Here is a 19,434-nt window from a genome sequence, read left to right on the forward strand (position 1 = left end):
CCGCCGCACCTGCGGCTTCGCCGCCCGTAACTTCCTCGCCAACGGCATTTCCTGCATCCTGGACGACGCCGTCTTCCCCGACCGCCCGGCCGTCGGCCTCGGCGGCTGGAAGCGGCACGTCGGCCCCGGGCTGCTGCCCGTCGTGCTGCTCCCGGGGCTCGAAGCGGTCCTGGAGCGCAACGCGGCCCGCAGCGGCAACCGGCGGCTCTCCGACGAGGAGGTCGCCGGTATCCACGGCCGGATGGCGGGCTGGTACGGCTCCGGGCTGCCGATCATCGACAACACGACGCTCGACGTGGAGACCACGGCCAGGCTGCTGGACGACGTACTCGCCCGCTCCATAGCCTCCCCGCCCGCCTGGTAGCCCCCGTGCCGCGCGGCGGCACCCCGGTCGGACGCGCTGAACCGGCCGGTCGCCGCGACCGCTCATACGCTCGGGACATGGCAGAGGTGTATGCGGACCGCCGCGCGCGGCTGCGCGAGCGATGCTCAGCGGCAGGGAGCGGCGCCGCCCTGGTCTCCCGGCCGGCCAACGTCCGCTATCTCGCGGGCGGCGCGCCGCCCGGCGCCGTGCTGCTGCTCGGCGGACGGCCCGACGACGACCTGCTGCTGTGCCCCCGTACCCCGGCCGGCGACCCCGCCGAGGGCCGTCCGGACAGCGCTCTGCGGCTGTCGGTCCTCCCGTCGGGCGACGGTGACCCGGCGATCGCCGCCGTCGGCGCACTCGCCGCCGACGGCGCGGACCGGACGGCGGGACCGCTCGCCGTCGAGGAGCACCATCTGACCGTCGCCCGGCACCGGGCCCTCGGCTCCGTCGCCCCCGGGCTGCGGCTGACCGACCTCGGCTGCGCGGTGGAGCAGCAGCGCATCGTCAAGGACGAGGAGGAGATCGGCTGTCTGCGGATCGCCGCCGAGATCGCCGACCAGGCCCTGGGCGAACTGCTGGAGTCGATCCTCGTGGGCCGCACCGAACGCCATCTCGCGCTGGAACTGGAACGCCGGCTGATCGACCACGGCGCCGAGGGCCCCGCGTTCCCGACCTCCGTCGCCACCGGCCCCAACTCGGGCCGTGAGGCGCACCGTCCGTCGGACCGGCGGGTCGAGGAGGGCGATTTTCTCACCGTGGGGCTCGGCGCCGAATACCGCGGATACCGGTGCGGCATCGCCCGTACGTTCGTCATCGGAACGTCCCCCGCCGACTGGCAGGTCGAGCTGTACGAGCTGGTCTTCGCGGCACAACGGGCAGGTCGGGAGGGGCTGCTGCCCGGAGTCGGCTACCGGGACGTGGACCACGCCGCCCGTCAGCCGCTGGCGGCGGCGGGGTACGCGGAGGGGCTCGGCGCCCGCGTCGGGCACGGTGTGGGGCTCGAAAATGACGAGGACCCGCAGTTGGCCCCCGCCGCCATGGGTAAACTGGACGCTTGCGTGCCTGTCACCGTAGGACCGGGGGTCCACCTTCCGGGCCGGGGCGGTGTCCGGATCGCTGACACGCTCGTCGTCCGCCCCGAAGCGGACGGCGGACCCGAGCTACTCACCATCACGACCAAGGAGCTGCTCGCGCTCTAGCGCGCACCCGTGGTCCCACCAGCATCAGTCCAGGAGATTCCGCAACCGTGGCTTCCACGAACGACCTCAAGAACGGCATGGTTCTCAAGCTCGACTCGGGCCAGCTCTGGTCCGTCGTCGAGTTCCAGCACGTCAAGCCGGGCAAGGGCCCGGCCTTTGTGCGCACCAAGCTGAAGAACGTGCTCTCCGGCAAGGTCGTCGACAAGACCTTCAACGCAGGCGTGAAGGTCGAGACCGCCGTAGTCGACCGCCGCGACATGCAGTTCTCGTACATGGACGGCGAGTACTTCGTCTTCATGGACATGGGCACCTACGAGCAGATCCACATCAGCAGGGAGGTCGTCGGCGACGCCGCCAACTTCCTGCTGGAGGGGTTCGAGGCCACGGTCGCGATGTACGAGGGCAACGCCCTCTACGTCGAGCTGCCCGCGGCCGTCGAGCTGGTCATCGAGCACACCGACCCCGGCGTGCAGGGCGACCGTTCCACCGGCGGCTCCAAGCCGGCCAAGCTGGAGACCGGTTACGAGATCGGTGTGCCGCTCTTCATCACGACCGGCGAGAAGATCAAGGTCGACACGCGCTCAGGCGAGTACCTCGGCCGGGTGAACAGCTAACCGTGGCTGCCCGGAACAAGGCCCGCAAGCGTGCCTTCCAGATCCTCTTCGAGGCCGACCAGCGCGGGGCGTCCGTGCAGACGGTCCTCGCGGACTGGATACGGCATGCCCGGACCGACGACCGCCAGCCGCCGGTCGGCGAGTACACCATGGAGCTGGTCGAGGGGTACGCGGAGTACGCGGACCGCATCGACGACCTCATCGCCACCTACGCGGTCGGCTGGACCCTCGACCGGATGCCGGTGGTCGACCGGAACATCGTGCGGCTCGGCGCCTACGAACTGGTGTGGGTGGACGAGACACCGGACGCCGTGGTGATCGACGAGGCGGTACAGCTCGCCAAGGAATTCTCCACCGACGACTCGCCGTCGTTCGTGAACGGCCTGCTCGGCCGGTTCAAGGACCTCAAGCCGAGCCTGCGCCGCGTCTAGGACCTGGCCGACGGGGCGGGGCACGGCCCGGCACACCGCCGTCCACGCCCCGCACGCCACACGCACCGGAGGGCGGCCCCCGTACTGCCGGGCCCGCCCTCCGGAGGTGACGTTTCTGCTGGTGCGCGCCTTACGCGCGCTCAGACCTCCTCGTGGGCGACGGCGCGGCGCGCGTCCGCGTCCAGCACACCCCAGCTGATGAGCTGCTCGGTCAGGACCGAGGGCGACTGGTCGTAGATGACGGCCAGCGTGCGCAGGTCGTCCTGGCGGATCGACAGCACCTTGCCGTTGTAGTCGCCGCGCTGGCTCTGGATCGTCGCCGCGTAGCGCTGCAGCGGGCCGGCCTTCTCCTGCGGTACGTGGGCGAGGCGCTCCAGGTCCAGGACGAGCTTCGGCGGCGGCTCGGCGGCGCCGCCGGGCGTCGTGCCGGGAAGGAGCTCCTGCACCGGGACCCCGTAGAAATCAGCCAACTCGGCGAGCCGCTGCACGGTCACGGCACGGTCGCCGCGCTCGTACGAACCGACGACGACGGCCTTCCAGCGGCCCTGCGACTTCTCCTCAACGCCATGGAGCGAGAGGCCCTGCTGGGTGCGGATGGCGCGGAGTTTGGCCCCGAGCTGCTTTGCGTATTCGCTGGACATATAGCTCCCCGGACGAAGTCTGGTAACTCACTGTGAGGTTACGCAGCGTTACTTGGATGCGTCAAGCCGGGGGCTCCGCAACCCCTCCCGCCAGGGGCGACACCAGGCGCTCCGGACACTCCTGCTACCGTGGATGGCGCAATCCAGACGTCCTTTAAAAACCGTCCCGTGAGGCGGAGAAGGAGGTCCGTTTCTTATGGAGACAGACAGCTCGATCAGTCCTGATGGCCCGCGCCCCGTTCTGGAGGCGCCCGACATCGCACGGGTCCTGACCCGTATCGCCCACGAGATCGTCGAACGCGCCAAGGGCGCCGACGACGTGGTCCTGCTCGGCATCCCGACCCGCGGTGTTTTCCTGGCCCGCCGGCTGGCCGACAAGCTCGAAGAGATCACCGGACGAGCCATCCCGGTCGGCTCGCTCGACATCACCATGTACCGCGACGACCTGCGCCTGCGGCCCGCCCGCGCGCTCGCCCGCACCGACATCCCGGCGGACGGCGTCGACGGCCGGCTCGTCGTCCTCGTCGACGACGTGCTCTTCTCGGGCCGCACCATCCGCGCCGCCCTCGACGCCCTCGGCGACATCGGCCGGCCCCGCGCCGTCCAGCTCGCCGTCCTCGTCGACCGCGGCCACCGGGAGCTGCCGATCCGCGCGGACTACGTCGGCAAGAACCTCCCCACGTCGCTGCGCGAGACGGTCAAGGTCCAGCTCGCCGAGGAGGACGGCCGCGACACGGTCCTGCTCGGTCTGCGCCAGCCCGCCGCCTCCGACGAGCGGTAGCGGCAGCCGCTTCGTACGCCGCCAGTCCCGTACGGCTGCGCAAGCGCGCCCGCACGCCCTCACTAGACCCACCGGAGCACACCCAGATGCTGCGTCTGCCAGGAGCAAGCCCCCGTACCCCCGGCCATCTGATCTCAGCGGCCGACCTCACCCGCGACGACGCCGTACTGATCCTCGACACCGCCGAGGAGATGGCGCGCGTCGCCGACCGGCCCATCAAGAAGCTGCCGACGCTGCGCGGCCGCACCGTCGTCAACCTGTTCTTCGAGGACTCCACCCGCACCCGGATCTCCTTCGAGGCCGCCGCCAAACGGCTGTCCGCCGACGTCATCAACTTCTCCGCGAAGGGCTCGTCGGTCTCCAAGGGCGAGTCGCTGAAGGACACCGCCCTCACCCTGGAGGCGATGGGCGCCGACGCCGTGATCATCAGGCACCCGTCGTCCGGAGCCCCGTACCGGCTCGCCACCTCCGGCTGGATCGACGGTGTCGTCGTCAACGCGGGCGACGGCACCCACGAACACCCCACCCAGGCGCTCCTCGACGCCTTCACCCTGCGCCGCAGGCTGGTCGGCGCGGACGCCGGCATCGGCGCCGACCTCGCGGGCCGCAGGGTCACGATCGTCGGCGACATCCTGCACAGCCGGGTAGCGCGCTCCAACGTGCTGCTGCTGCACACACTCGGCGCGCAGGTCACGCTGGTCGCCCCGCCCACGCTCGTGCCGATCGGCGTCGAGGAGTGGCCCTGCGAGGTCAGCTACAGCCTGGACGAGGTGCTGCCCGCTTCGGACGCCGTGATGATGCTGCGCGTCCAGCGCGAGCGGATGAACGCCGCCTACTTCCCCACCGAGCGTGAGTACTCCCGCCGCTACGGCCTCGACGGCGAGCGGATGGCCCGGATGCCGGAGAAGTCCGTCGTGATGCACCCCGGGCCGATGAACCGCGGCATGGAGATCACCGCCGAGGTCGCCGACTCCGACCGCTGCACCGCCGTCGAACAGGTCGCCAACGGCGTCTCGATCCGGATGGCCGTGCTCTACCTGCTGCTGGGCGGCAACGAGCCCGCCGTCAGCCACGCGCGCACCGAGGAGAACAAGTAACCATGAGCAAGATCCTGATCCGGGGCGCGAAGGTGCTCGGCGGCGAGGTACGGGACGTCCTGATCGACGGCGAGAGCGTCGCCGCCGTGGACACCGCGGTCGAGGCCGAGGGCGCGACGGTCGTCGAGGCGGGCGGCAAGATCCTGCTGCCGGGCCTGGTCGACCTGCACACCCATCTGCGCGAGCCCGGCCGCGAGGACTCGGAGACCGTCCTCACCGGTACGAGGGCGGCCGCTGTCGGCGGTTTCACGGCCGTACACGCCATGGCCAACACATTCCCCGTCGCGGACACCGCGGGCGTCGTGGAGCAGGTCTGGCGGCTCGGCAAGGAGTCCGGCTACTGCGACGTGCAGCCCGTCGGCGCCGTCACCGTAGGCCTGGAGGGCAAGCAGCTCGCCGAGCTGGGCGCCATGCACGACTCGGCGGCCGGGGTGCGGGTCTTCTCCGACGACGGCAAGTGCGTGGACGACGCCGTGATCATGCGCCGCGCGCTGGAGTACGTGAAGGCGTTCGACGGCGTCGTCGCCCAGCACGCCCAGGAGCCCAGGCTCACCGAGGGCGCCCAGATGAACGAGGGCGTCGTCTCGTCCGAGCTGGGCCTCGGCGGCTGGCCGGCCGTGGCCGAGGAGTCGATCATCGCCCGCGACGTCCTCCTCGCCGCCCACGTGGGCTCACGTGTCCACATCTGCCACCTCTCCACGGCGGGCTCCGTCGACCTCGTCCGCTGGGCCAAGTCCAAGGGCTGGAACGTGACCGCCGAGGTCACCCCGCACCACCTGCTGCTCACCGACGAGCTCGTACGGTCGTACAACCCCGTCTACAAGGTGAACCCGCCGCTGCGCACCGACGCCGACGTGATGGCGCTGCGCGAGGCGCTCGCCGACGGCACCATCGACTGTGTCGCCACCGACCACGCGCCGCACCCGCACGAGGACAAGGACTGCGAGTGGGCCGCGGCCGCCATGGGCATGGTCGGCCTGGAGACGGCGCTGTCGGTGGTCCAGGAGACGATGGTCGACACCGGCCTCATCGACTGGGCGGGCGTCGCCGACCGGATGTCCTTCCGCCCGGCCGCGATCGGCAGGCTCGCGGGGCACGGCCGCCCGGTCGCCGTCGGCGAGCCCGCCAACCTCACCCTGGTCGATCCCGCTTACCGTGGTGTCGTGGACCCCGCGGACTTCGCCTCCCGCAGCCGTAACAGCCCCTACGCGGGCCGTGAGCTGCCGGGGCGCGTCACCCACACCTTCCTGCGGGGCAAGGCCACGGTCGTCGACGGGAATCTGGCGTGACAACTGCGAACCCCCTGCGGCTGCTGCCGCTCGCCGCCGAGCAGAAATCGGCGGACGTGACCGACTGGTCCGCCCGGATCGGCTGGGTCGTCGGGCTGCTGATCTTCATCGCGCTCGTGTACTGGCTGATGCGCCAGGGCTGGAAGTGGCGCGGCACCCTCCAGTCCGACGTGCCGGAGCTGCACCCGCTGCCCGAGCGGAGCGGTACGGCGAAGCTGGAGCTGACCGGCCGCTACCACGGCTCGACCACGGCAGGACAGTGGCTCGACCGCGTCGTCGCCCACGGCCTCGGCACCCGCAGCCGGGTCGAGCTGACCCTCACCGACGCAGGCCTCGACGTCGTACGCCCCGGCGCGAACGACTTCTTCGTGCCCGCCGCCCAGCTGCGCGAGGCGCGGCTCGACAAGGGCATCGCCGGCAAGGTCCTCACCGAGGGCGGCCTGCTGATCGTCACCTGGCAGCACGGCGACAAGCTGCTCGACTCCGGCTTCCGCTCCGACCGGTCGGCCGAGCACGCCGACTGGGTCGAGGCGATCAACTCCATGAACCACTCCACCACGAGCCCCACGTCCAGCACCACCACGGAAGGCGCATCATGACGACCTCCCCCCGGGGAACAGCCCGTGAGAAGGCGTCTGCCGCCGTACTCGTCCTGGAGGACGGCCGCAGCTTCCGCGGCCGCGCCTACGGAGCGGTCGGCGAGACCTTCGGCGAAGCCGTGTTCTCCACCGGCATGTCCGGCTACCAGGAAACCCTCACCGACCCCTCGTACCACCGCCAGGTCGTCGTGATGACCGCCCCGCACGTCGGCAACACCGGCGTCAACGACGAGGACCCGGAGTCCCGGCGGATCTGGGTCTCCGGCTACGTCGTACGCGACCCCGCGCGCGTGCCGTCCAACTGGCGCTCGCAGCGCTCCCTCGACGACGAACTCGTCGCCCAGGGCGTCGTCGGCATCAGCGGCATCGACACCCGCGCCCTCACCCGCCATCTGCGCGAGCGCGGCGCCATGCGGGTCGGTATCTTCTCCGGCGACGCGCTCGCCGACGAGGCCACGCTGCTCGACCGGGTGCGGCAGGCGCCCGAGATGACGGGCGCCGACCTGTCCGCCGAGGTCACCACCGCCGAGACGTACGTCGTCCCGGCCATCGGCACCAAGCGCTTCACCGTCGCGGCGCTCGACCTCGGCATCAAGGGCATGACCCCGCACCGGATGGCCGAGCGCGGCATCGAGGTGCACGTCCTGCCCGCGACCGCCACGCTCGACGAGGTCTACGCGACAGCGCCCGACGGCGTGTTCCTCGCCAACGGGCCCGGCGACCCCGCCACCGCCGACCTCACCGTCGTCAAGGGCGTCCTGGAGCGCGGCACGCCCCTGTTCGGCATCTGCTTCGGCAACCAGCTGCTCGGCCGGGCGCTCGGCTTCGGCACGTACAAGCTCAAGTACGGCCACCGCGGCATCAACCAGCCCGTCCAGGACCGGACGACCGGCAAGGTCGAGGTCACGGCGCACAACCACGGCTTCGCCGTCGACGCCCCGCTGGACCAGGTCTCCGAGACCCCCTACGGCCGCGCCGAGGTCTCGCACGTCTGCCTCAACGACAACGTGGTCGAGGGGCTGCGGCTGCTCGACCGGCCGGTCTTCAGCGTCCAGTACCACCCCGAGGCGGCCGCGGGCCCGCACGACGCCGCGTACCTCTTCGACCGCTTCACATCCCTGATGGAGGACCAGCGTGCCTAAGCGCACCGATATCCAGTCCGTCCTGGTCATCGGTTCAGGACCGATCGTCATCGGCCAGGCAGCTGAGTTCGACTACTCCGGCACCCAGGCGTGCCGGGTCCTGAAGGCCGAGGGCCTGCGGGTCATCCTCGTCAACTCCAACCCCGCCACGATCATGACGGACCCGGAGATCGCCGACGCCACGTACGTCGAGCCGATCACCCCCGAGTTCGTCGAGAAGATCATCGCCAAGGAGCGGCCCGACGCGCTGCTGCCCACGCTGGGCGGCCAGACCGCGCTGAACACCGCGATCTCCATGCACGAGCAGGGTGTCCTCGCGAAGTACGGCGTCGAGCTGATCGGCGCCAACGTCGAGGCCATCAACAAGGGCGAGGACCGCCAGCTGTTCAAGGGCGTCGTCGAGGCCGTACGGGCCAAGATCGGCCACGGCGAGTCGGCGCGCTCGGTCATCTGCCACTCGATGGACGACGTGCTCGCCGGCGTCGAGACGCTCGGCGGCTACCCCGTCGTCGTCCGGCCCTCCTTCACCATGGGCGGCGCGGGCTCCGGCTTCGCGCACGACGAGGACGAGCTGCGCCGGATCGCCGGCCAGGGCCTCACCCTCTCGCCGACCACCGAGGTCCTCCTGGAGGAGTCGATCCTCGGCTGGAAGGAGTACGAGCTGGAGCTGATGCGCGACCGGAACGACAACGTCGTGGTCGTCTGCTCCATCGAGAACTTCGACCCGATGGGCGTGCACACCGGCGACTCGATCACCGTCGCGCCCGCCATGACGCTCACCGACCGGGAGTACCAGACCCTGCGGGACGTCGGCATCGCGATCATCCGCGAGGTCGGCGTGGACACCGGCGGCTGCAACATCCAGTTCGCCGTCAACCCCGACGACGGCCGGATCATCGTCATCGAGATGAACCCGCGCGTCTCCCGCTCCTCGGCCCTCGCCTCCAAGGCCACCGGGTTCCCGATCGCCAAGATCGCCGCCAGGCTCGCCGTCGGCTACACGCTGGACGAGATCCCCAACGACATCACCGAGAAGACCCCGGCGTCCTTCGAGCCCACGCTCGACTACGTCGTGGTCAAGGTGCCGCGCTTCGCCTTCGAGAAGTTCCCCGCAGCCGACGCGACCCTCACCACCACCATGAAGTCCGTCGGCGAGGCCATGGCCATCGGCCGTAACTTCACCGAGGCCCTGCAGAAGGCGCTGCGCTCCCTGGAGAAGGCCGGCAGCCAGTTCGCCTTCACCGGCGACCCCGGTGACAAGGCCGGGCTGCTGCGTACCGCCGCCGTCCCCACCGACGGCCGGATCAACACCGTCATGCAGGCCATCAGGGCGGGCGCCACCCCCGAAGAGATCTTCGAAGCGACGAAGATCGACCCGTGGTTCGTCGACCAGCTGTTCCTGATCAAGGAGTACGCCGACGACCTGGCCGGCGCCGCGGAGCTGTCCCAGGAACTGCTCGCGGAGTCGAAGCGGCACGGCTTCTCCGACGCCCAGATCGGTGCGATCCGCGGGCTGCGCGAGGACGTCGTACGCGAGGTCAGGCACGCGCTCGGCGTCCGGCCGGTCTACAAGACCGTGGACACCTGCGCCGCCGAGTTCGCCGCGAAGACCCCGTACTTCTACTCCTCCTACGACGAGGAGAGCGAGGTCGCGCCGCGCGAGAAGGCCGCGGTGATCATCCTCGGGTCGGGTCCCAACCGGATCGGCCAGGGCATCGAGTTCGACTACTCGTGCGTCCACGCCTCGTTCGCGCTCAGCGCCGCCGGCTACGAGACCGTCATGGTCAACTGCAACCCCGAGACCGTCTCCACCGACTACGACACCTCCGACCGGCTCTACTTCGAGCCGCTCACCCTGGAGGACGTCCTGGAGATCGTGCACGCCGAGTCCCTGGCGGGCCCGATCGCCGGGGTCGTCGTCCAGCTCGGCGGCCAGACCCCGCTCGGCCTCGCGCAGTCGCTCAAGGACAACGGCGTACCGGTCGTCGGCACACCCCCCGAGGCGATCCACGCAGCCGAGGACCGCGGCGCCTTCGGCCAGGTGCTCGCCGAGGCCGGGCTGCCCGCGCCCAAGCACGGCACGGCCACCACCTTCGCCGGGGCCAAGGCCATCGCGGACGAGATCGGCTACCCCGTGCTCGTCCGGCCCAGCTACGTCCTCGGCGGGCGCGGCATGGAAATCGTCTACGACGAGGACCGGCTCGCCACGTACATCGCCGAGTCCACCGAGATCAGCCCCACCCGGCCGGTCCTCGTCGACCGGTTCCTGGACGACGCCATCGAGATCGACGTGGACGCCCTCTACGACGGCACCGAGCTGTACCTCGGCGGTGTGATGGAACACATCGAGGAGGCCGGCATCCACTCCGGCGACTCGGCGTGCGCCCTGCCGCCCATCACGCTCGGCGGCTTCGACATCAAGCGGCTGCGCGCCTCCACCGAGGCCATCGCCAAGGGCGTCGGCGTACGCGGACTGATCAACATCCAGTTCGCGCTGGCCGGCGACATCCTGTACGTCCTGGAGGCCAACCCGCGCGCCTCCCGCACGGTGCCCTTCACCTCCAAGGCCACCGCCGTACCGCTCGCCAAGGCCGCCGCCCGGATCTCGCTCGGCACCACCATCGCCGAGCTGCGCGCCGAAGGGCTGCTCCCCTCGACGGGCGACGGCGGCACGCTCCCCATGGACGCGCCGATCTCCGTCAAGGAGGCCGTGATGCCGTGGTCCCGCTTCCGCGACATCCACGGCCGCGGCGTCGACACCGTCCTCGGCCCTGAGATGCGCTCCACCGGCGAGGTCATGGGCATCGACACCGTCTTCGGCACGGCGTACGCCAAGTCGCAGGCCGCCGCCTACGGCCCGCTGCCCACCAAGGGCCGCGCCTTCATCTCCGTCGCCAACCGTGACAAGCGCTCGATGATCTTCCCGGCGCGTGAACTCGTCGCCCACGGCTTCGAACTGCTCGCCACCTCCGGCACGGCCGAGGTGCTCAAGCGCAACGGCATCAACGCCACCGTCGTCCGCAAACTGGGCGAGGGGGAGGGGCCGAACGGCGAGCCGACCGTCGTCCAGCTCATCCACGACGGCGAGATCGACCTGATCGTCAACACCCCCTACGGCACCGGCGGCCGGCTCGACGGCTACGAGATCCGCACGGCGGCCGTGGCCCGCGGCGTCCCCTGCCTCACGACGGTCCAGGCGCTCGCCGCAGCCGTCCAGGGCATCGACGCCCTCAACCACGGCGGGGTCGGGGTCCGTTCCCTCCAGGAACACGCCCGACATCTGATCGCGGCACGCGAGGACAAGTAACCAGCAGGGGGACACCGGAAGAGGTGTCCCCCTCTTCATGAGGTCCACGACCTCCTCATGAGGTCCACGACGGATCACTGCGAAGGATCACCCCACCCCATGTACCGCATCTTCTTCCGGCTGGCCTTCCGGCGGATGGACGCCGAAGCCGCCCACCACCTCGCCTTCCGCTGGATCCGGCTCGCCGCCCGGATCCCCGTCCTGCGCACGTTCCTCGCCGCCGCCCTCGCGCCGCGCCACCCCGAACTGCGCACCGAGGCCCTCGGGCTGCGGATGCACGGCCCCTTCGGGCTCGCGGCCGGCTTCGACAAGAACGCCGTCGCCGTCGACGGGATGGCGATGCTCGGCTTCGACCACGTCGAGATCGGCACCGTCACCGCCGAACCCCAGCCAGGCAACCCCAAGACCCGCCTCTTCCGGCTCGTGGCCGACCGCGCGCTCATCAACCGGATGGGGTTCAACAACGAAGGCTCGGCGGCCGTGGCGCGCCGCCTGGCGGCCCGCAAGGCGGTCTTCCGCACCACCCTCGGGGTCAACATCGGCAAGACCAAGGTCACCCCCGACAGCGCCGCCGTCGCCGACTACGTGACATCCACCGAACGGCTCGCCGCCCACGCCGACTACCTCGTGGTCAACGTGTCGTCCCCCAACACCCCGGGACTGCGCAGCCTCCAGGCCGTCGACCAGCTGCGCCCGCTGCTCGTCGCCGTGCGGGAAGCCGCCGACCGCACGGTCGAGGGACGCAGGGTCCCGCTGCTGGTGAAGATCGCCCCCGACCTCGCGGACGAGGACATCGACGCCGTCGCCGACCTCGCCGTCGAACTCGGGCTCGACGGCATCATCGCCACCAACACCACCATCGCCAGGGAAGGTCTGGGCCTCACCTCGGACCCCGCCCTCGTCGCCGAGACGGGCGGCCTGTCCGGCGCCCCGCTCAAGGAGCGCTCCCTGGAGGTCCTGCGGCGGCTGTACGGGCGCGTGGGCGACCGGCTGACGCTGGTCGGCGTCGGCGGCGTGGAGAACGCCGAGGACGCCTGGCAGCGCATCCTGGCGGGCGCCACCCTGGTGCAGGGCTACAGCGCCTTCATCTACCAGGGGCCGTTCTGGAGCCGCGCCGTCCACAAGGGGCTCGCCGCGCGCCTCGCGAGCAGCCCGTACGCCACACTCGCCGACGCCGTGGGCGCCGGTACCAGGAAGGTGACCGTATGAGTTCCGACACCGCGACCCCCGGCACCCCGCTCGCCCCCTTCGGCGCCCGGCTGCGGGCCGCCATGGACACCCGGGGACCGCTCTGCGTCGGTATCGACCCGCACCCGGGGCTGCTGACCGCCTGGGGCCTGGCCGACGACGTCGCGGGGCTCGAACGCTTCGCCAGGACCACGGTCGAGGCGCTGGCCGGTCAGGTCGCCGTGCTGAAACCGCAGTCCGCGTTCTTCGAACGCTTCGGCTCTCGCGGTGTCGCCGTCCTGGAGACGGCGGTCGCCGAGGCGCGGTCGGCGGGCGCGCTGGTCCTCATGGACGCGAAGCGCGGCGACATCGGCTCGACGATGCAGGCGTACGCGGCCACCTACCTCGACAAGGACTCGCCGCTCTTCTCCGACGCGGTGACCGTCTCGCCGTACCTCGGCTTCGGCGCCCTGCGGCCGGCCCTGGACGCCGCGGCGATCTCCGGGGCCGGGGTCTTCGTCCTCGCGCTGACGTCCAACCCGGAGGGCGCCGAGGTGCAGCGGGCGACCGCCGCCGACGGCCGTCCGGTGGCGCAGCTGATCCTCGACCACATCGCGGCGGAGAACGCGGGGGCGACGCCGCTCGGCTCGGTCGGAGCCGTCGTCGGGGCGACGCTCGGCGACGTACGGGTCGATCTCGCCGTCAACGGACCGCTGCTCGCTCCCGGCATCGGCGCGCAGGGCGCGACCCCCGCCGATCTGTCCGGCGTGTTCGGCCCCGCGATCAACGACGTACTGCCGAGCGTGAGCCGTGGCGTCCTGCGGTACGGACCGGACATCAGGGCTCTTCGGGACGGAGCCGAGCGCTTCACCGACGAGGTGAAGGCGGCTGTCGACGCCGCTCGTTGAGGGAGTTGAGCGCGTTCTGGACAGAAAAGCGGGGTGAAATGCCAGGAATGTACCGGTCGTGCGATGCTGACCAGGACTTTTCGTCTGTTCTCGCTGACTCCGGCGGCCTTCAACGCTAGTCTCCGTCGAGAGCCAACGAGCAATCCGTTGTTCACGGCTCACCAGGTGGGGGGCGACCAGCTTCCTCGCCGGTCCGTATCCGACAGTTCGACATCCGAGGTGACGTAGGCGTGGCTCTTCCGCCCCTTACCCCTGAACAGCGCGCAGCCGCGCTCGAAAAGGCCGCCGCGGCTCGCCGGGAGCGGGCCGAGGTCAAGAATCGACTCAAGCACTCCGGCGCCTCCCTCCATGACGTCATCAAGCAGGGTCAGGAGAACGACGTCATCGGGAAGATGAAGGTCTCCGCCCTGCTCGAGTCGCTGCCCGGCGTGGGCAAGGTCCGCGCCAAGCAGATCATGGAGCGGCTCGGGATCTCCGAAAGCCGCCGCGTGCGCGGTCTCGGCTCCAACCAGATCGCCTCCCTGGAACGCGAGTTCGGCGGCTCTCCGGCCTGACGTTCCCGGGCACTCCCGGGAACCTGGATAATCGCTGCATGGCAGCAGAGGTACGTCCGCGGCTGACCGTGCTCTCCGGCCCTTCCGGGGTCGGCAAGAGCACGGTCGTCGCCCATATGCGCAAGGCCCACCCCGAGGTATGGCTCTCGGTGTCGGCCACCACAAGAAAGCCGCGCCCCGGTGAGCGCCACGGCGTCCAGTACTTCTTCGTCAGCGACGAGGAGTTCGACAAGCTGGTCGCCAACGGAGAGCTGCTGGAATGGGCGGAGTTCGCGGGCAACCGCTACGGCACGCCCCGCAGAGCCGTGCTCGAACGGCTCGAAGCGGGGGAGCCCGTACTGCTGGAGATCGACCTCCAGGGCGCCAGACAGGTCAGGGATTCCATGGCGGACTCCCAGCTGATCTTCCTGGCGCCGCCGGACTGGGACGAGTTGGTACGCCGGCTCACCGGCCGGGGCACCGAAGCACCCGAGGTGATCGCGCGCCGGCTGGCGGCGGCCAAGGTGGAGCTGGCGGCCGAGTCGGAGTTCGACACGACCCTGGTCAACACCTCGGTCGAGGACGTCGCGCGCGAGCTGCTAGCCTTGATGGCAGTTGCATGATCATTGGTGTTTCCTGAAATTCCCTGATTTATCTTCGGAAGGCTAGAGAGTGTCCTCTTCCATCACCCCACCCGAGGGCATCATCAACCCGCCGATCGACGAGCTGCTTGAGGCCACCGACTCCAAGTACAGCCTCGTGATCTACGCGGCCAAGCGCGCGCGCCAGATCAACGCGTACTACTCGCAGCTCGGCGAGGGTCTGCTTGAGTACGTCGGCCCGCTGGTGGACACGCACGTCCACGAGAAGCCGCTCTCGATCGCCCTGCGCGAGATCAACGCCGGACTGCTGACCTCCGAGGCCATCGAGGGCCCGGCCCAGTAGACCCGCCCGCACAGACGCTTTCAGCACAGGCCCGGCAGCGCGACTGCCGGGCCTGTGGTGTGTCATAGGTACGAGAAGCGAAGACGAGGCGGGGAGACACGGTGGACAAGCCGAAGGTCGTACTGGGAGTGGCCGGCGGGATCGCCGCCTACAAGGCGTGCGAACTGCTGCGCCGGCTCACCGAGTCCGGCCATGACGTCCAGGTCGTACCGACCGAGTCCGCCCTGCACTTCGTCGGTGAGGCGACCTGGTCCGCGCTGTCGGGACACCCCGTCGCCACCCAGGTCTGGTCCGGGGTCCACGAGGTGCCGCACGTACGGATCGGGCAGTCGGCCGACCTCGTCGTCGTGGCCCCCGCCACCGCCGACCTGCTGGCCAAGGCCGCGCACGGACTCGCGGACGACCTGCTCACCAACACCCTGCTGACCGCCCGCTGCCCGGTGGTCTTCGCCCCCGCCATGCACACGGAGATGTGGGAGCACCCCGCCACCCAGGAGAACGTGGCCACGCTGCGCCGCAGGGGCGCCGTCGTCGTCGAACCGGCCGTCGGCAGGCTCACCGGCGTCGACACCGGCAAGGGCCGGCTGCCCGACCCCGAGGAGATCTACGAGATCTGCCGCCGGGTGCTGGCACGCGGCGTCGCCGCGCCCGATCTCGCCGGCCGCCATGTCGTGGTCAGCGCCGGCGGCACCCGCGAACCCCTGGACCCGGTGCGCTACCTGGGCAACCGCTCCTCGGGGAAACAGGGCTACGCCCTCGCCCGCACGGCCGCGGCCAGGGGCGCCAGGGTCACCCTGATCGAGGCCAACACCGGGATGACGGACCCGGCCGGAGTCGACGTCGTCCATGTGGGGACGGCGCGGCAGCTGCGCGAGGCCGTGCTGAAGGCCGTCGCCGACGCCGACGCGGTCGTGATGGCGGCGGCCGTCGCCGACTTCCGCCCGGCGGCCTACGCCGAAGGCAAGATCAAGAAGAAGGACGACGAGGAGCCCGCCCCGCTCACCCTGGTCCGTAACCCGGACATCCTCGCGGAGATCTCGGCGGACCGGCCGCACCCGGGCCAGGTGGTCGTCGGCTTCGCCGCCGAGACCGACGACGTCCTCGACAACGGCCGCCGCAAACTGCGCCGCAAGGGCTGCGACCTGCTGGTCGTCAACGAGGTGGGGGAGAGCAGGACCTTCGGGGCCGCGTCGAACGAAGCCGTGGTGCTGGCGGCGGACGGCGCGGAGACGCCGGTGCCGTACGGGCCCAAGGAAGCGCTCGCCGACACCGTCTGGGACCTTGTCGGGCCCCGGCTCGAAGACGTCGAAACGCGGCACTGAACGGACGCGAGATGAAATCTTTATTGCTTCTCGCCGGTCAAGTCACCGTCATTTCGCCGCTCCGGTCCGACCGAAAGCCAACAAAAACGGCATAACGCCCAGTACTCTGGCCGAATCGTCGTATCGCACTGCCCGGACCGCGCGCCACGGAACTCCCACGGACCGAGACACCTGGACCTGTGGCCCGGTATGACCGATAAACTGGCCCAGGAACGTCGTGGGGCGCAGCCCCCGGCCTGCCCGCCCATGATCAGCCAGCAGCCGCTGCAACCCCAGGGAGCGTTGTGTCCCGTCGTCTTTTCACCTCGGAGTCTGTGACCGAAGGTCACCCCGACAAGATCGCTGACCAGATCAGCGACACGATTCTTGACGCGCTTCTGCGCGAGGACCCGACATCGCGGGTCGCTGTGGAGACGTTGATCACCACCGGCCAGGTGCATGTCGCCGGTGAGGTGACGACGAAGGCGTACGCCCCGATCGCCCAGCTCGTGCGCGACAAGATCCTGGAGATCGGCTACGACTCCTCGAAGAAGGGCTTCGACGGCGCCTCCTGCGGTGTCTCCGTCTCGATCGGCGCGCAGTCCCCGGACATCGCCCAGGGTGTCGACGACGCGTACGAGAAGCGCGTCGAGGGTGACGAGGACGAGCTGGACAAGCAGGGCGCCGGCGACCAGGGCCTGATGTTCGGCTACGCCTGCGACGAGACGCCCGAGCTGATGCCGCTCCCGATCAACCTCGCGCACCGGCTGTCCCGCCGGCTCTCCGAGGTCCGCAAGAACGGCACCATCCCCTACCTGCGCCCCGACGGCAAGACGCAGGTCACCATCGAGTACGACGGCGACAAGGCCGTCCGCCTCGACACCGTCGTCGTCTCCTCGCAGCACGCGTCGGACATCGACCTCGACTCGCTGCTCGCCCCCGACATCCGCGAGTTCGTCGTCGAGCACGTCCTGCAGCAGCTCGTGGACGACGGCATCAAGCTGGACACCGAGGGCTACCGGCTGCTGGTCAACCCGACCGGACGCTTCGAGATCGGCGGCCCGATGGGCGACGCCGGCCTGACCGGCCGCAAGATCATCATTGACACCTACGGCGGCATGGCCCGCCACGGCGGCGGCGCCTTCTCGGGCAAGGACCCGTCGAAGGTCGACCGCTCCGCCGCGTACGCGATGCGCTGGGTCGCCAAGAACGTCGTGGCGGCGGGCCTCGCCACCCGCTGCGAGGTCCAGGTCGCCTACGCGATCGGCAAGGCCGAGCCGGTCGGTCTGTTCGTCGAGACCTTCGGCACGGCCACCGTCGACACCGAGAAGATCGAGCAGGCCATCAGCCAGGTCTTCGACCTGCGCCCGGCCGCGATCATCCGCGACCTCGACCTGCTGCGTCCGATCTACGCCCAGACCGCGGCGTACGGCCACTTCGGCCGCGAGCTGCCCGAGTTCACCTGGGAGCGCACGGACCGCGTGGACGCCCTGCGCAAGGCCGCGGGCAACTGACGGAGTTCTTCCCCGGGCCCGGTTCCTCCGCCAAGGAGGGGCCGGGCCCGGCGCGTTGCCGCCGCCGCATATATTTCCCCCATGTTCGTACTTGAGCTGACCTACACCGCGCCCCTCGACCGCGTCGACGCCGCCATGGCCGACCATGTGGCCTGGCTGGAGAAGGGGTACGCCACCGGGCTCCTCATCGCGTCGGGGCGCAAGGTCCCGCGCGACGGAGGCGTGATCCTCGCGGCCGGCACCGACCGGGCGGCCGTCGAACAGCTCGCCGCGGAGGACCCGTTCACCGTCGCCGGAGTCTGCGCGTACCGCATCACCGAATTCGTCGCGACCAAGACGGCGCCCGGGCTGGCCGAGTACCGGGAGCAGCCGCGGTCCTGATCGGCCGATGTCAGTTCTCTCTGGTAGGTATGGGGGCGTGAGCAGCGACGACGAGCGGGGGACCGAACCCGGGCAGCAGCCCGAGGCGGAACAGCTCGCGCTCATCCGCGAGACCGTCCGCACCGCCAAGGTCCCCCGGGCCAAACCGCGCACCTGGCGCGGCGCCACCCTCGCCGCCGAGCTGCCCGTCGCCCGCGTCGTCGTCAACAAGGGCGTCCTGCACCTCGACCAGTTCTTCGACTACGCGGTCCCCGAGGAGCTGGCCGACGAGGCACAGCCGGGCGTCCGGGTCCGGATCAGGTTCGGCGCCGGCGCCCATCAGGTACGCGGCGGGCGCCGCGAGGGCGGCCGGCTGATCGACGGCTTCGTCATCGAGCGCCGCGCCGACTCCGACTACTCGGGCCCGCTCGCCGCCCTGGCCGGCGTCGTCTCACCGGAACCCGTCCTCAGCACCGAACTGCTCACCCTCGCCCGCGCCGTCGCCGACCGGTACGCGGGCAGCCTCGCCGACGTACTCCAGCTCGCGATCCCGCCGAGGAACGCCCGCGCCGAGGCCAAACCGTCCCCGGAACCCCTGCCGCCGCCCGAAGCACCCGAGCCCGGCACCTGGCAGCGGTACGCCCAGGGCCCGGCGTTCCTCACCGCACTCGCCGACGGCGCGTCGCCACGCGCCGTGTGGACGGCGCTGCCGGGACCGCACTGGGCCGACGAACTGGCCCGCGCCGTAGCGGCGACGCTGTCCTCCGGCCGGGGCGCGCTCGTCGTCGTACGGGACGGCCGGGTCGCCGCCCGGCTCGACGCGGCGCTCACCACGCAGCTCGGCGAGGGACAGCACGCCCTGCTCACCGCCGAGGCGGGCCCCGAGAAGCGCTACCGCGAATGGCTCGCCGTACGGCGCGGCGCCGTCCGGGCCGTCGTCGGCACCCGCGCCGCGATGTTCGCCCCCGTACGCGACCTCGGCCTCGTCGCCATCTGGGACGACGCCGACGGCAGCCACAGCGAACAGCACGCGCCCCAGCCGCACGCCCGCGAAGTTCTGCTGCTGCGCGCGGCCCACGACAAATGCGGATTCCTCCTCGGCAGCACCGGCTGCACGGTGGAGGCGGCCCAACTGGTCGAGACGGGCTGGGCGCTGCCGCTCGGCGCCGACCGGGAACAGGTACGCGGCTCGGCCCCGCTGGTCCGCACCGTCGGCGACGGCGAGCTGGCCCGCGACGG

Annotated in this window: 18 protein-coding genes and 2 pseudogenes; 19 read left to right on the forward strand and 1 reads right to left on the reverse strand. The window is 70.8% G+C overall.

The genetic code is table 11. The features are described 5' to 3' along the window. From HY68_RS22660 to nusB, 4 genes and pseudogenes are all read left to right on the forward strand, one after another. Positions 1 to 364, forward strand: a pseudogene (locus HY68_RS22660) (hypothetical protein); the annotation flags it as partial. Positions 365 to 441: 77 nt separating this feature from the next. Further along, positions 442 to 1,566, forward strand: coding sequence for an aminopeptidase P family protein (locus tag HY68_RS22665; RefSeq protein ID WP_041991656.1), 1,125 nt, complete (start codon positions 442 to 444; stop codon positions 1,564 to 1,566). Positions 1,567 to 1,613: 47 nt separating this feature from the next. Beyond that, a complete protein-coding gene (gene efp / locus HY68_RS22670) occupies positions 1,614 to 2,180 on the forward strand; it encodes an elongation factor P (RefSeq protein ID WP_041991658.1) in 567 nt (188 codons plus the stop codon). Between the two features lie 2 nt (positions 2,181 to 2,182). Beyond that, a complete protein-coding gene (gene nusB / locus HY68_RS22675; protein WP_041991660.1) occupies positions 2,183 to 2,611 on the forward strand; it encodes a transcription antitermination factor NusB in 429 nt (142 codons plus the stop codon). 140 nt (positions 2,612 to 2,751) lie between these two features. On the opposite strand, the gene bldD is transcribed toward nusB, so the two are convergent. Continuing rightward, positions 2,752 to 3,252 (reverse strand): transcriptional regulator BldD, encoded by a 501-nt coding sequence (gene bldD / locus HY68_RS22680; RefSeq protein ID WP_041991662.1) that lies wholly within the window; start codon positions 3,250 to 3,252, stop codon positions 2,752 to 2,754. A gap of 196 nt (positions 3,253 to 3,448) precedes the next feature. On the opposite strand from bldD, the gene pyrR reads away from it, so the two are divergent. The 15 genes and pseudogenes from pyrR to HY68_RS22755 all read left to right on the forward strand — a co-directional run. Further along, entirely contained in the window at positions 3,449 to 4,033 is a 585-nt protein-coding gene (gene pyrR / locus HY68_RS22685) for a bifunctional pyr operon transcriptional regulator/uracil phosphoribosyltransferase PyrR (protein WP_041991664.1), read from the forward strand. An 86-nt stretch (positions 4,034 to 4,119) separates the two neighbouring features. Continuing rightward, the gene (locus HY68_RS22690) at positions 4,120 to 5,130 is read left to right on the forward strand and encodes an aspartate carbamoyltransferase catalytic subunit (protein ID WP_041991666.1); all 1,011 of its coding nucleotides are present in this window, start codon (positions 4,120 to 4,122) and stop codon (positions 5,128 to 5,130) included. Positions 5,131 to 5,132: 2 nt separating this feature from the next. Further along, the gene (locus HY68_RS22695; protein WP_041991668.1) at positions 5,133 to 6,419 is read left to right on the forward strand and encodes a dihydroorotase; all 1,287 of its coding nucleotides are present in this window, start codon (positions 5,133 to 5,135) and stop codon (positions 6,417 to 6,419) included. After that, positions 6,416 to 7,018, forward strand: coding sequence for a membrane protein (locus tag HY68_RS22700; RefSeq protein ID WP_041991670.1), 603 nt, complete (start codon positions 6,416 to 6,418; stop codon positions 7,016 to 7,018). Before HY68_RS22695 ends, HY68_RS22700 begins: the two co-directional genes overlap by 4 nt. Next, positions 7,015 to 8,160, forward strand: a complete 1,146-nt coding sequence (gene carA, locus HY68_RS22705; protein ID WP_041991672.1) for a glutamine-hydrolyzing carbamoyl-phosphate synthase small subunit — start codon at positions 7,015 to 7,017, stop codon at positions 8,158 to 8,160. The genes HY68_RS22700 and carA overlap by 4 nt, the downstream gene beginning before the upstream one ends. After that, positions 8,153 to 11,467: a carbamoyl-phosphate synthase large subunit gene (carB, locus tag HY68_RS22710; RefSeq protein ID WP_041991673.1), complete on the forward strand. Its 3,315-nt coding sequence runs from the start codon at positions 8,153 to 8,155 to the stop codon at positions 11,465 to 11,467. Before carA ends, carB begins: the two co-directional genes overlap by 8 nt. A 99-nt stretch (positions 11,468 to 11,566) precedes the next feature. Next, positions 11,567 to 12,676 (forward strand): quinone-dependent dihydroorotate dehydrogenase, encoded by a 1,110-nt coding sequence (locus HY68_RS22715; protein ID WP_041991675.1) that lies wholly within the window; start codon positions 11,567 to 11,569, stop codon positions 12,674 to 12,676. Continuing rightward, on the forward strand, positions 12,673 to 13,542 hold the full coding sequence (gene pyrF / locus HY68_RS22720; RefSeq protein WP_041991677.1) for an orotidine-5'-phosphate decarboxylase: 870 nt from the start codon (positions 12,673 to 12,675) through the stop codon (positions 13,540 to 13,542). The genes HY68_RS22715 and pyrF overlap by 4 nt, the downstream gene beginning before the upstream one ends. A gap of 230 nt (positions 13,543 to 13,772) precedes the next feature. Next, a complete protein-coding gene (locus HY68_RS22725) occupies positions 13,773 to 14,096 on the forward strand; it encodes an integration host factor (RefSeq protein WP_040019917.1) in 324 nt (107 codons plus the stop codon). A gap of 38 nt (positions 14,097 to 14,134) precedes the next feature. Next, positions 14,135 to 14,698, forward strand: a complete 564-nt coding sequence (gmk, locus tag HY68_RS22730) for a guanylate kinase (protein WP_041991681.1) — start codon at positions 14,135 to 14,137, stop codon at positions 14,696 to 14,698. 49 nt (positions 14,699 to 14,747) lie between these two features. Next, positions 14,748 to 15,020, forward strand: a complete 273-nt coding sequence (gene rpoZ, locus HY68_RS22735) for a DNA-directed RNA polymerase subunit omega (RefSeq protein WP_041991682.1) — start codon at positions 14,748 to 14,750, stop codon at positions 15,018 to 15,020. A 101-nt stretch (positions 15,021 to 15,121) separates the two neighbouring features. Continuing rightward, positions 15,122 to 16,342, forward strand: a complete 1,221-nt coding sequence (gene coaBC / locus HY68_RS22740) for a bifunctional phosphopantothenoylcysteine decarboxylase/phosphopantothenate--cysteine ligase CoaBC (RefSeq protein ID WP_041991683.1) — start codon at positions 15,122 to 15,124, stop codon at positions 16,340 to 16,342. Positions 16,343 to 16,626: 284 nt separating this feature from the next. Next, complete coding sequence (gene metK / locus HY68_RS22745) at positions 16,627 to 17,835, forward strand: methionine adenosyltransferase (protein WP_041991684.1); 1,209 nt, start codon at positions 16,627 to 16,629, stop codon at positions 17,833 to 17,835. Between the two features lie 81 nt (positions 17,836 to 17,916). Beyond that, positions 17,917 to 18,216: a YciI family protein gene (locus HY68_RS22750; RefSeq protein WP_041991686.1), complete on the forward strand. Its 300-nt coding sequence runs from the start codon at positions 17,917 to 17,919 to the stop codon at positions 18,214 to 18,216. Between the two features lie 37 nt (positions 18,217 to 18,253). After that, positions 18,254 to 19,434: pseudogene (locus HY68_RS22755) on the forward strand (primosome assembly protein PriA); the annotation flags it as partial.

This window comes from Streptomyces sp. AcH 505, from assembly GCF_000818175.1.
GTDB lineage: Bacteria > Actinomycetota > Actinomycetes > Streptomycetales > Streptomycetaceae > Streptomyces.